The sequence below is a fragment of the Rosenbergiella collisarenosi genome (assembly GCF_018494085.1).
Taxonomy (GTDB): Bacteria; Pseudomonadota; Gammaproteobacteria; order Enterobacterales; family Enterobacteriaceae; genus Rosenbergiella; species Rosenbergiella collisarenosi.
The window spans coordinates 1-11,557 of record NZ_JABBFP010000014.1; the positions used below are offsets into that span (position 1 = coordinate 1).

Here is an 11,557-nt window from a genome sequence, read left to right on the forward strand (position 1 = left end):
GCGGGAGGGTTAGCCGGCGGCGATATGGCGAATGCTATGGCGGGTGCGCACACCGGGAAGGTGACGGTTGAGAATAATGTTTTGGGTGCTTTGTCTTCGGATAAACTCGATACAGCTATAGAGAAAATTAAGCAAGGCAATACCTCACTTACAACGGTGAGCGAACTGATAACGCTTGAAAATGCCGATGCCCGTAGTGATGCCTTACTCTCCAAATTTACTAAAGACCCTTCTCAGATGAACAGTACGGAACGCGCCGAACTAGCTAGTTATCTGCGTGTTTATGCAGCTGAAATGGAAAAAGAGTATGGCCGTCCGGTAGCACAAGAACTGATTAAAGGTTTACTGTCGGGACAAGATTACATTAAACGAAACCCAGACTCGGAAGTCATGAGCAAAGCTCAGTCGATAATGAATACTTGGGGCTACCATAAATCAAATGCGAGTATTGGTGATGCACCACTACTATTTGGTAGCAACATGTTGGGCACCACCATCCGGGAAGGAATGGCGCTCAATGCGACTATTGGTATGGGGGTGAATTCAGCTGTGCAGCTCAGTGGAAGTGATTCATTTAGTTACGTGGATATGATTATGTCTGGGGTAATGTCTGCTGCGACAACGGGAAAAAATATAGGAACCTCTGCGGTCATTAATATGGGTGGTGCGGCGATTGGAAGTGGGATTAAGGGGGAGGATCCGACTAGTTCTATGGCTGGGGCTGGAATAGGTACTGTAGCTGGAGGCATTGGTGGTGAAATAGTCAAAGGAGCTGCTTCAAAATTTGCGAAAGATACCGTCTCCGATGTAACTGGCTCGATTTTTGGTGGATACATCAGCGAACAAATGGGAGATGTAGTAAAAAATACTCTTGATGAAAAGGATAAAACTAATGCTAAAAAATAACCTTCTTATTTTGGTAAAATTGGTATTCGGTTGCTTAGTTTTATTTTTAAATGCGAATTTAATATCTGAACTTCTGGCATCATCAATTATTTATATTAAAAAAGGATTTTTTCCATTTAGTTGGGAAAGGGTTTTTGCATCTTTCTTTAAATCTGGTTATGTAGGTGGTCTTGTTTTAGGTATTGGCCTTTGGATAAAAATCTGGTTAAAAGAAAAGAAAAATAAAAAGTCATCACATGGGTAAACGCTTAACTCCAGCCGATATCGGCTGAGGCTTTTGTCAAATAATGCGCTGGGTGCTATGTCTGGTTCAGATCATGGATTTTGTCTGGGTAAAACACCGGATGCGACGACAGGAGATAAAGCGAAACTTGTGGGTGATTTTGATTTTGATCGAAATAACTTAATCAGAGGCACAAAAATATCAATCGGATGCGGGATTATTATTGGTGTGGGGCAATGCTTCATGTCGAAAGAGAAACCGGCCTCGCCTTTTAATCCCAAGTAACATACGCAAATCCCGGCCATCGAGCCGGGATAATGGTTGAGAATAATGCGCTGAGCCTTCCTTCAGGAATGGCAGATTATGCTCAGTCAGCCTTTTCATTAGCAATGTCGATGGCTCAGCAAGGCGCAACCCCAGATGAAATCAATACAGCTCTAAGTCAGCATGTGAAGGGGGATTTGCCCGAGGGAGCGAATATCACAAAAGCCATTGTTGAGGGTTACACGGATGGTTTGCTGATTGCGGGTGCTTGGTATCTGGGGCCAGCGGCATCGGTGGGTAAAGTGATTGGCGGAGGAATTATCGCAGAGATAGCGAATGGAAGCTACCAATGGTTTGACCTGAGCCGTCCAGGTAACGAAAACAAAAGCTGGGACTGGAAAAGCAGCGTAAGCTCAGGGATTTCGGGGATGCTTGCTCCGGGAAGAACTGTCCAGCAAAATGTTGGAATAGCGGTAGCCGGTGCGGTATTTACGGATGGGCCTGATATGGGATCTGTTGGTGGTGCTGCTTTGGGTGGCTTAATTGGTGGAGGGATTGGTAAGTACGAACCGGACTTACTCAGCCCAGTTTTCGGAACTTCTGCTGGTTTTTGGTCTGATGTTGGTAGTGCTTACGTATCTGAAGCTACAGGCAATGCGGTTAAAGATGCTATCAATAAACAGGAGAAGAATAAGTGAAGAGAAAACCAACAATAATGCTTCTTCTATTAAGCATCTTATTCGGTTCGATTATCTTCTTTCTTCTGGGAATAGTATTAAGTTTAATTATTAACTTTATTTATTTAAATAATTTTTCTGTGGATGAACAGGACATTTTCAAAACAAGTGTTTTAAGCCTTATTGCTGGCACCGCAGGTGGAACTGGTTCATGGATCTTCGCCAAAATAGACGAACGTAATATCAGCAAATCTCCACCATCCGATCGTGAGTAAACTCAACAATAATCCAGCTAATCGGCTGGGATTATGGTTGAAAATAACTTACTAGGTGGTAGTGAAGAAGCTCAGGCTGCATGGATACGACAGCATGGTATCGATATGGCGAGCTGTGCTGATAATCCTGGGGGAAGCGCATGTCAAAAAGCCAAAAATGAACGTGATGCGGTAGGGTTTGCTCTTGCTACAGGTAGTGTCGCTCTCCTACCCGGCGGCGCTCAGGCTATGTGGGGGCTTGGTGCGGGCGCTAATGCAGGGATTAGCTACTGGGTAGATGGAGCGATTGATCCGGCTAATGCAGGGATTAGCTACTGGGTAGATGGAGCGATTGATCCGGCTAATGCAGCTATTTCAGGCTGGGTGAATGTTTTCAGTATGGGTAATGGCGTTGTGGGTACAGTCGGTTGGAATGCCGCAGGTGGTGCACTGGGTAACTGGATTGATAACAAAGATCCACTGTCTGGTGCGCTTATCAATGGTGCCGGTTCGAGTATTGGCTATGGCATTGGTAAGGGCCTTTCGTGGGGAATTAATACTGTAGCAAACTGGTGGAAAGGGGGCTGGGATCCGAAATTTAATCCAACACTTCAGAACTATACTGAAATAAAAGGTGATTTTGGGGTTTCTAAGGAAATAAAGCCAAGCAATATCCCTAGTCCTTTTGGTTACTTAGGTTGCTCCCTCTTAACTGAAGTAACCAGCAAAGGGATCGAAAAAATCTCATCTCCGATCAGTAATGGAGATAAAAAATGATAAATATCTTTTTCGCTTTATTTTCAATTTTGGCGGGGATACTTTTAGCTGAAATTGCATATGCTTTATTACTTACCATTGAATACGCGATGCTTAGCAGTTTTAACTTTGAGCTAACATTAGCATGGCACTACCTGAAAATTGGGGCAGTAGGAGGTGGTATAATGGGATTCGGTATTGCTCTCCTTCGATATTTTCGGGTTAAAGGTTTTTAATATTTATTGTTGAAAATAATGTTATGAGTTCTGTTTCTTCGAATAAACTCGATACAGCTATAGAGAAAATCATGTAAGGCAACGGCACACTTGGCTGAAGAGGGAACGGATAACACTTGAAAATGTAGACTCTCGTAGTGATACTTTACTCCCGAAATCTACTATATAGACCCCTACCAATTTTCAGCTAATAAAAAAGAAACCTTAACAGTCTGTTTAGGCAGTTATTCACGAGGCTACAGGAACCACTATAAAACGAGTGTTTAATGGAGCGTGTATATAGTATCAGGTGCAGGGCAGCGAAAAGATAAAATATTATTATGGATATAAATAAGGAGTTAAGGATGCTTAATAAAATAGCTATAATTTTTTCAATTATCTTATTAACAGGATGTAGTAAAGTTTTTCCTGTACCGACAAAGTACGAACCCCCGAGAAATACCAGCGATATTGCAAAAGTAAGATTAATGGGGAATCCACTTAATTATTCAATCAGACAAAAAAACGACACGGGCGATCTGGTTGGTGGATTTGTTGTAGAGCACAACAGATTCGTTAACATAGGTTTGGGTACCACTGTCGACAGTGGATTTCCCAAAATACAGGGAAAGGATTATAGCGGGAAGTACTTTGAAATTTTAGTGATCGCAGACCGCAAGACAGAGATAAATTACCTTGCCCAAAACTGTAGCGTCACTCTAGATGTTATCCCCAAAAGAGAGGCTATCTATGAGGTGCATTACAGTGATTCAGACCTGACAGGATATTGTGTCCTCTATATACGTCCTGTTGTATTTGATGAGGTCAATTCAATCTATATAGAGGGCAGTAACTAATGTCCAACATGAAAAAACTTACGGTATTAGCCCTCTCATTTTTACTTTCAGCTTGCATGGTGAATGTTGACAGAACCCGTGCTACGGAACTTAATCGATATTCTGAATCATCTATTAAAGAAAAATTAATCATAGGAAGTTCAACTAAAAAGGAAGCAATGTTGCTATTAGGTGCGCCAAACTCACCTAAGGATTATAACCATGCCAGTGAATGGGTGTATAAATCCGTCCAGATACACAGGGGAATATATCTATCCATTCCCTTTAATAACAATAAAGAGCAAGTTTTAACATTAAAGTTTAACGAGGTGGGGGTTTTATCATCTTTAGATTATATAGATAAGGCTTCCAAAAGTATTTTTAAGTAACGCTAACCCACGCCTACAAATGGATGAAACTAATAGGCGGACAGCAAATATGGTGTAAGGAACCAATTATTGATGATATCAGGGAAGCTAGTCTGAATTTCACAGTAAGGCTTTCACCGATAATAGAGTTAGAACGGGTGTCAGGTTCAGTCGCTGATCCGAATAGGCACGGTTCATGGACTCGGCAGTAACATGGCAAGAGTGAGCGCAGGGATACAGGCCGGACAAGCACCTCTTAGCTGCTAAGTTGGTTCACCATTACTACCAAAACATGGACGAAAATGGAGCGAGAAACGAAATGTATAGAATGTAATGGATTTGATGCAAACAAAGAGTCTGGACTCTGTGATGCCTGTGAAAATATAGAGTTAAGAAAAATTAATGGACTGCTGTATCTTCCTGCCATAGGGCTTATCCTATGAATTGTTCGTAGTGCAAACGAGCTTTACATTTTAACTATGGTTATAGTTGATCATTTCGATGAAACGAGTTTCTTGTCTTATTACTCCATGGGGGCAGTTGCATTTCTGATCGCTGATTTTCTTACCCCTCTTTATGCATCCTTGTCATTTTTTAGACGCAAGAAAAATACTCGAAAAGTCATGATAATTTACTATCTGATAGGGATGATCAGCGCGTTATATTTTACTGTTCTTCCTTTTGTTGTTGATAACACTCAATATGAAATGGAGGATGTAGGGATAATAGTGAATGGGCTTTTCGGGGTTGTCATAGGGATCCCTTACTTTTTGCTTTCCAAAAGGGTTAATAGTGTTTTCTGTCGGTAGTCTATTTGATTAGTTCACCCGCTTTCAGCTGACGTAGGATCTGTAGTACTACTCTGCTTAAGCAATAATTACTAGCACCTTACTCAGTTGGGTGTCCAACCTTTGGGGTGCAGTCCACCTCTCTGGCTTTTTTTATATCAAGACCTAACGCTTCTTCTTTGTACCCTGTACGGCTTTAAAGCGCGGGTTACTCTTGCAAATAACAAATACGCGTCCGTGGCGGCGCACGATCTTACAATCAGGATGGCGCTGCTTGGCGGATTTTAGTGAACTAAGGACTTTCATTATTTATCCTTTTTAGCATTATCGAAGAAGCGGCCAAAACGCTGTGCGAAACGCGCGGCGCTGCCTTCTTTGGCAAACTCTTTCTGTTTACCGGTATAGAACGGATGCGAGTGAGCGGACACGTCTAGGGTAACGTAAGGATAAACCTGGTCCTGATACTCGACGGTACGTTCGGTTTTAATCGTCGATCCGATAACCATATAGTGATCGGCGCCGAGATCGTGAAAAACGACCTGACGATAGTTGGGATGAATATTCGGTTTCATAATCGCTCCAAATTGTAATGTTATATTATAACAATAACGGTTTGCGGCGAGCGGTGCAACCCTCTTTAGGACAAATTAGCGATCATTGGGTCAAAGCGGCGTCGATACGCTCCATTAAGTTAGCGCTCGCTAACCGTAGATAATGGCTAAACGCCGAACGGGCGGCCGAGGCGGGGCGATGGCGCGGCGTAACGAGATTTACGGTAAAGGGTACGGAGACGCTAAAGCGACGCATCACCACGTTATGCGGTAGATAATCGAGGGCGGTCAGTGGATTAATGATCGACACCCCGCAGCCTTGCCCAACCATCGCGCAGACCGACGCCGCACTGTGCGTTTCTAAGGCGAGTCGCCGAGCAACGCCCCGGGTTAGAAACAGCTGATCCAGCAGCTGCCGATAGCTATCGGTACGTGAAAGGCTGATAAACGGTAGGTCGCGAAAATCCTCGGGGGTCAGCACTGCGTGAGTAGCGAGCGGGTGATGCGGCGCAAGAATACAGACCTCATCGACGGTCAATAGGGTATCGATCTCACAGCCTTCCGGGACCGATTGGGTCTCGGTGATCCCGAGATCGAAGCGCTGCGCGGTCAGCCATTCCTCTAGGAGCGGCGACTCTTGCGGCGTGATCGTCATACTTGCCGCAGGATAGTCGCGTAAATAGGGGGCGCAGGCATGGGGCAATAGGGATTGCGAAAAAGCCGGTAGGCAGGCGACCGTAATCTCCGCGTCATCGAGCTGGGCGAGGCCAGCCGCCGTCTCCTGAATACGCTGGCGTCCGTACCAGCTGCGCTGGACCTCTTCGAACAGACGAAACCCTTGCTGGGTCGGATGTAAACGCCCTTGGCTACGGCGAAACAGTGGCACGGTAAGTTGCTGCTCAAGTCGTGCCAGCTCTCGGCTCAGGGTGGGTTGTGACGTACGTAATAGGGCGGCGGCGCTGGTTAGTGTGCCTTGTGTCATCACCGCATGGAAAATCTCGATCTGTCGCCAGCTAAGTGGGGCCATCAGGTTTTTCGTCCAAGGTATATCATGGATGAATAGAGTAGCGATTAAATGATATTTTTCAATATATAAAGAGTGTGGCTTACTGAGCCTATCGCTTAAGGAGATAACCATGCCGACCCTGATCACCGACACATCCACCGCCCTACATCATACGCAACTGCTCGCCCTCGCTCAGCACTATCAAGGCCCTTTCTGGGCGTATGATGCGCAGATCATTCGCCAACAAATTGCTAAGCTGCGCCAGTTTGATGTGATCCGCTTTGCGCAAAAATCCTGCTCGAATATTCATATTCTAGGGTTAATGCGTGAACAGGGGGTGAAGGTCGATTCGGTTTCGGTGGGCGAACTCACCCGTGCGCTGCAGGCCGGCTATCGTCCAGAAGGGGACGATATTGTCTTTACCGCCGATCTCCTCGACCGTGAAGGGTTGGCACGGGTAACGGAACTGAATGTCGCCGTTAATACCGGCTCTATCGATATGCTTAAGCAGTTGGCGCAAGTCTCGCCGGGGCACCGCGTCTGGTTACGGATTAACCCAGGTTTTGGGCATGGCCACAGCCAGAAAACGAATACCGGTGGCGAGAACAGTAAACATGGCATCTGGTATCAGCAACTTCCTGAGGCCTTGACGGTGATCCAGCAGGCGGGTCTACGGTTAGAAGGCCTGCATATGCATATCGGCTCGGGCGTCGATTATCAGCATCTGCAACAGGTCTGCGATGCGATGGTCGAGCAAGTACTGGGGAGCGGATGCGATCTTCGTGCTATCTCCGCGGGGGGCGGTTTATCGACGCCTTATACGTTCGAGGAGCAAGAGATCGATCCCGCCCACTATTTCTCGTTATGGGACCAGGCACGGCAACGTATCGCCGAGCACCTAGGACACGCCATCACACTGGAAATAGAGCCTGGCCGCTTTTTAGTGGCGCAATCCGGCGTGCTAGTCAGTGAGGTTCGTGGCACGAAGTGGATGGGTAATCGCCATTTTACGTTGGTTGATGCAGGATTTAGTGACCTGATGCGCCCGGCAATGTACGGCAGTTATCATCATATCTCAGTGATGCCTGTCGATGGCAGTGACTCCGCATCACGGCCAGTGCAGCAGACCTTAGTGGCGGGGCCGCTCTGTGAATCGGGGGATGTCTTTACCCAGTTGGCGGGAGGGGAGGTAGAACCGCGTGCCTTGCCTTTAGCGCAGGTTGGCGACTACTTGGTCTTTCACGATACCGGCGCTTATGGTGCGTCGATGTCCTCCAACTACAACAGTCGTCCACTAATTCCCGAAGTCCTTTTAGACGACGGGAAAGCTACCGAGATCCGTCGCCGACAGACCCTCGATCAGCTTCTTGCCTTGGAAAGCGCCCAGCCTCTATTCGGCTAACGACCGGGGGAGCTATAGCTCTTCCAATCGGGCGACAGAGTGGCGAATGACCAGGGTCGGTTGGAAAAGATGGGTGACTGCGGGGGGCGTAAGGCCATTGCCTAAGGCCAACGCAAGGCGTGCCGCCTGCTGTGCCATCGCGACAACCGGATAGCGGACGGTAGTTAAGCGTGGGCGAACATAGCGGGAGACATGGACATCATCGAAACCTATCATCGACACCTGTTCAGGGACTTTGATGCCATTATCCGATAACGCTGCGAGCGCTCCGGCCGCCATGGAGTCGTTATAACAGGCGACGGCGGTAAAGTTCCTGCCTTGCGCCAACAACGATACCATGGCCTGCTCGCCACCCGTTTCATCAGGCTCGCCGTAGGCGATACACTCTACCGGAGCCGATAGCTGGTGATCGTGCAAGGCATCCCGATACCCGGCGAGGCGCTCTTTCGCATCCGAAATCTCATGGGTCGAACAGATGTAGGCAATTTTTTGATGGCCTTGGCTGATCAGGTGACGCGTCGCTAACCAGCTGCCATAGCGATTATCGAGGGAGATACAGCGCGATTCGAAGCCTTTTACCACACGGTTATTCAGAACCATCCCCGGCACTTGCTGCATAAACGTCTGCAGTACCTCGTCGTCAACCATCTTCGCATGGATGACCAAACTCTGACACTGGTGGCGGATCAGCTGCTCGATAGCCAGTTTTTCCTGGGCTGCGCGGTGGTAGCCATTACCGATTAATAAGAAATTGCCAGTCTGAATGGCTACCTGATCGACGGCTTTCACCATCGCACCAAAGAAGGGATCGGACACGTCGTTAACCAATAGTCCCAAGGTTGCCGTAGATTGCTGGGCCAGCGCGCGGGCATTGGCATTAGGAATATAGTTAAGCTCTACCACTGCTTCACCAACCACTTTCTTGGAGTGAGCACTTGCTTTAGGGGACTGGTTGAGCACGCGGGAAACGGTAGCCACAGAGACCCCCGCTAATCGAGCAACATCCTTAATTGTGGCCATAATAAATCTTCCAGGGTAAACGTTTACACTTGATTATGTTACGTCAATCATCTGGGGGTGCAACCCCGATAAATGCCAGATAGATCGCAGATTTACGCTAAAGTCCGACAGAAAAGCGTGCAAACGTTACGGCGCTTATCGTTGGTTACATTTTGCGGGGTTCTGTTGCGTTTTAGGGCTAGTTGTTTTTGTTCGACTTTCAGTAAAGTGATTCTCCCAGAGGTATTAATCGGTGAACATCTATCCATGGATTACACCAGCCTGCGCAACTGCGCAGGTTTTTTTTTGCCTAATGCCTATCTAACCCGCCATTTTTCAGCAAGTTAACCTAAGTTTTCTCCAGCTATTACGAACTGAAACACAGTTTTCGGCACTTTCGGCGACTTTTTAATGTAAACTAACGATAAATTTATCTTTATTTTTAACTTATCGGATTGCTATGCCCCGGATAAAAAAAATTTTAGGAAAAGACCAAATTAAATCGCCGTTTAACTCGTTTCGATTTCGTCTGGTCTGTCTCGGGGTCGTGGCCTGTTTAGGATTATTACTGTTACGTGTCGGCGACCTGCAACTGGTTGACCAGCCGATGTTAGAGCATGAGGCCGATCAGCGCTCCTTGCGTACGGTAACTCTCCCCACTAACCGCGGCACGCTTCTCGATCGCAATGGCGAGACAGTTGCCCTGAGCGTCCCTTCGCGGGATATCATCGCCGATCCGCTGAAAATTCTTGAAGCTAACCCCGATTTTTATAGTCCAAAGTGGGCTTATCTCGCGAATGCATTGAATATGCGTCCTGAACAGCTCGCTAACCTCATTACCGCCAATGCTAAGAAGCGTTTTCTCTATCTAGGTCGCAAGGTCGAACTCGGTATCGCCAAAGATATCTCCAGCTTGCACCTACAGGGACTCACCTCGGTCTACGACGATAGCCGCTTCTATCCGATGGCCGAGGCGGCTGCGCCGCTGATCGGCATCGTGGGGGCGGATAATAAGGGGCTGAATGGATTAGAGCATAGCTTCGACACGCTACTCCAAGGTGTGCCGGGCAAAGAGAAGTATCGTCAAGATCGCCACGGTAATATCATTTCCATGATCAGCTATCAGCCGCCGACTCAGCCGCCGACCGTGCAGCTTAGTATCGACAAGTTCATTCAATACACGATGTTCTCTAAGCTGCGTGATGGCGTGTTACTGAACAAGGCCGATTCCGGAGCCGCGGTGATGGTAAGAGTAGACACCGGTGAGGTCTTGGGGATGGCGTCTTATCCCTCTTATAACCCGAACAATTACGAAGGTGCGAATGCCGCACAGATGCGTAACGTTGCGATCAACGATAGCTTCGAGCCGGGTTCCACGGTTAAGCCACTCGTGGTGATGGAAGGGCTACAGCGGCGGTTGGTTCGTCCCGACTCGGTGTTAGACACGACCCCCTATATGGTCAACGGCCACTTAATCCGTGACGTCGGACACTGGCCGCGCCTTACCATGACCGGCATCTTGCAGAAATCGAGTGATATCGGGGTCTCGCATATCGCCTTGGCAATGCCTGCGGACGTGCTGGTCAATACCTATCGCTCGTTCGGCCTTGGCCGCCCTACGGGGCTGGGGCTTACCGGTGAAAGCGTCGGTTACTTCCCGCTTCACCGCCAGCGTTGGGCCGATATCGAACGGGCAACGTTCTCATTCGGCTATGGATTGCGTGTTACGCCGTTACAGATTGCGCGCGAATATGCAACGCTAGGCTCCTTCGGTCTGTACCGTCCGCTTTCGATCACTAAGGTCACGCCACCGGTCGTCGGGACGCGAGTCGCCGATGAAGACGTCGTGCGCAGTGTGGTCCATATGATGGAAAGCGATGCATTACCGGGAGGATCCGGAGTCCGTGCTGCCGTACCGGGCTACCGCTTAGCGATTAAAACCGGTACCGCAGAGAAGATGGGCAGTAATGGTAAATACGATGGCGGCTATATCAACTACACAGCAGGCGTTGCACCGGCCAGTCATCCTGTCGTGGCGCTGGTGATTATGATTAACCACCCGACAGCGGGCGACCACTTCGGGGGCAGCGTTGCCGCCCCGGTATTTGGTAATATTGTTGGACCGGTGCTTAAGCATATGAATATTGCGCCAGATGCCATCTATACCCCGCAAGATCCTCAAGCCACACATTAAGTTTTCGCTTAATCGCCGGGCGGCCTCAGGTCGCCCGTGTCCCAACGACCTTTACGTAGCCAGAAATAATTTAACGGCATCCTTACGAATTTATGCTGGCAACTCAGTGCCAGCTTGC

General features: G+C 48.0%; 16 protein-coding genes. 12 read left to right on the forward strand and 4 right to left on the reverse strand.

Features of this window, described 5'->3' with window-relative positions; genetic code table 11:
* From HGT70_RS15630 to HGT70_RS16690, 10 genes are all read left to right on the forward strand, one after another.
* The coding region (locus tag HGT70_RS15630; protein WP_214196494.1) for a VENN motif pre-toxin domain-containing protein at positions 1–906 on the forward strand (906 nt) is incomplete at its 5' end.
* Positions 893–1,150 (forward strand): hypothetical protein, encoded by a 258-nt coding sequence (locus HGT70_RS15635; RefSeq protein WP_214196495.1) that lies wholly within the window; start codon positions 893–895, stop codon positions 1,148–1,150. The genes HGT70_RS15630 and HGT70_RS15635, both read left to right, overlap by 14 nt.
* 57 nt (positions 1,151–1,207) lie before the next feature.
* Complete coding sequence (locus HGT70_RS15640; RefSeq protein ID WP_214196496.1) at positions 1,208–1,414, forward strand: hypothetical protein; 207 nt, start codon at positions 1,208–1,210, stop codon at positions 1,412–1,414.
* 32 nt (positions 1,415–1,446) lie between these two features.
* Entirely contained in the window at positions 1,447–2,091 is a 645-nt protein-coding gene (locus HGT70_RS16685; protein WP_244968978.1) for an adhesin, read from the forward strand.
* Positions 2,088–2,345 carry a hypothetical protein gene (locus HGT70_RS15650; RefSeq protein ID WP_214196523.1) on the forward strand — a complete coding sequence of 86 codons (258 nt, stop codon included), beginning with the start codon at positions 2,088–2,090 and terminating at the stop codon, positions 2,343–2,345. The genes HGT70_RS16685 and HGT70_RS15650 overlap by 4 nt, the downstream gene beginning before the upstream one ends.
* Positions 2,346–2,378: 33 nt before the next feature.
* A complete protein-coding gene (locus tag HGT70_RS15655; protein ID WP_483407270.1) occupies positions 2,379–3,101 on the forward strand; it encodes a hypothetical protein in 723 nt (240 codons plus the stop codon).
* The gene (locus HGT70_RS15660) at positions 3,098–3,316 is read left to right on the forward strand and encodes a hypothetical protein (RefSeq protein WP_214196497.1); all 219 of its coding nucleotides are present in this window, start codon (positions 3,098–3,100) and stop codon (positions 3,314–3,316) included. Before HGT70_RS15655 ends, HGT70_RS15660 begins: the two co-directional genes overlap by 4 nt.
* Positions 3,317–3,660: 344 nt before the next feature.
* Entirely contained in the window at positions 3,661–4,152 is a 492-nt protein-coding gene (locus HGT70_RS15665) for a hypothetical protein (protein WP_214196498.1), read from the forward strand.
* The gene (locus HGT70_RS15670) at positions 4,152–4,520 is read left to right on the forward strand and encodes a hypothetical protein (protein ID WP_214196499.1); all 369 of its coding nucleotides are present in this window, start codon (positions 4,152–4,154) and stop codon (positions 4,518–4,520) included. The genes HGT70_RS15665 and HGT70_RS15670 overlap by 1 nt, the downstream gene beginning before the upstream one ends.
* 458 nt (positions 4,521–4,978) lie before the next feature.
* The gene (locus tag HGT70_RS16690; protein ID WP_277753668.1) at positions 4,979–5,308 is read left to right on the forward strand and encodes a DUF2569 domain-containing protein; all 330 of its coding nucleotides are present in this window, start codon (positions 4,979–4,981) and stop codon (positions 5,306–5,308) included.
* A 144-nt stretch (positions 5,309–5,452) separates the two neighbouring features.
* On the opposite strand, the gene ykgO is transcribed toward HGT70_RS16690, so the two are convergent.
* From ykgO to HGT70_RS15690, 3 genes are all read right to left on the reverse strand, one after another.
* Positions 5,453–5,593, reverse strand: coding sequence for a type B 50S ribosomal protein L36 (gene ykgO, locus HGT70_RS15680; protein ID WP_048913566.1), 141 nt, complete (start codon positions 5,591–5,593; stop codon positions 5,453–5,455).
* Positions 5,593–5,859, reverse strand: a complete 267-nt coding sequence (locus HGT70_RS15685; protein ID WP_214196500.1) for a type B 50S ribosomal protein L31 — start codon at positions 5,857–5,859, stop codon at positions 5,593–5,595. The genes ykgO and HGT70_RS15685 overlap by 1 nt, the downstream gene beginning before the upstream one ends.
* Positions 5,860–5,941: 82 nt before the next feature.
* Positions 5,942–6,865, reverse strand: coding sequence for a LysR family transcriptional regulator (locus HGT70_RS15690; protein ID WP_214196522.1), 924 nt, complete (start codon positions 6,863–6,865; stop codon positions 5,942–5,944).
* 109 nt (positions 6,866–6,974) lie between these two features.
* Between HGT70_RS15690 and lysA the strand changes: the two genes are divergently transcribed.
* Entirely contained in the window at positions 6,975–8,246 is a 1,272-nt protein-coding gene (gene lysA, locus HGT70_RS15695) for a diaminopimelate decarboxylase (RefSeq protein ID WP_214196501.1), read from the forward strand.
* Positions 8,247–8,258: 12 nt separating this feature from the next.
* On the opposite strand, the gene galR is transcribed toward lysA, so the two are convergent.
* Positions 8,259–9,266, reverse strand: a complete 1,008-nt coding sequence (galR, locus tag HGT70_RS15700; RefSeq protein WP_214196502.1) for an HTH-type transcriptional regulator GalR — start codon at positions 9,264–9,266, stop codon at positions 8,259–8,261.
* 439 nt (positions 9,267–9,705) lie between these two features.
* On the opposite strand from galR, the gene HGT70_RS15705 reads away from it, so the two are divergent.
* Positions 9,706–11,439: a penicillin-binding transpeptidase domain-containing protein gene (locus HGT70_RS15705; protein ID WP_071431706.1), complete on the forward strand. Its 1,734-nt coding sequence runs from the start codon at positions 9,706–9,708 to the stop codon at positions 11,437–11,439.
* The last annotated feature ends 118 nt before the right edge of the window (positions 11,440–11,557 follow it).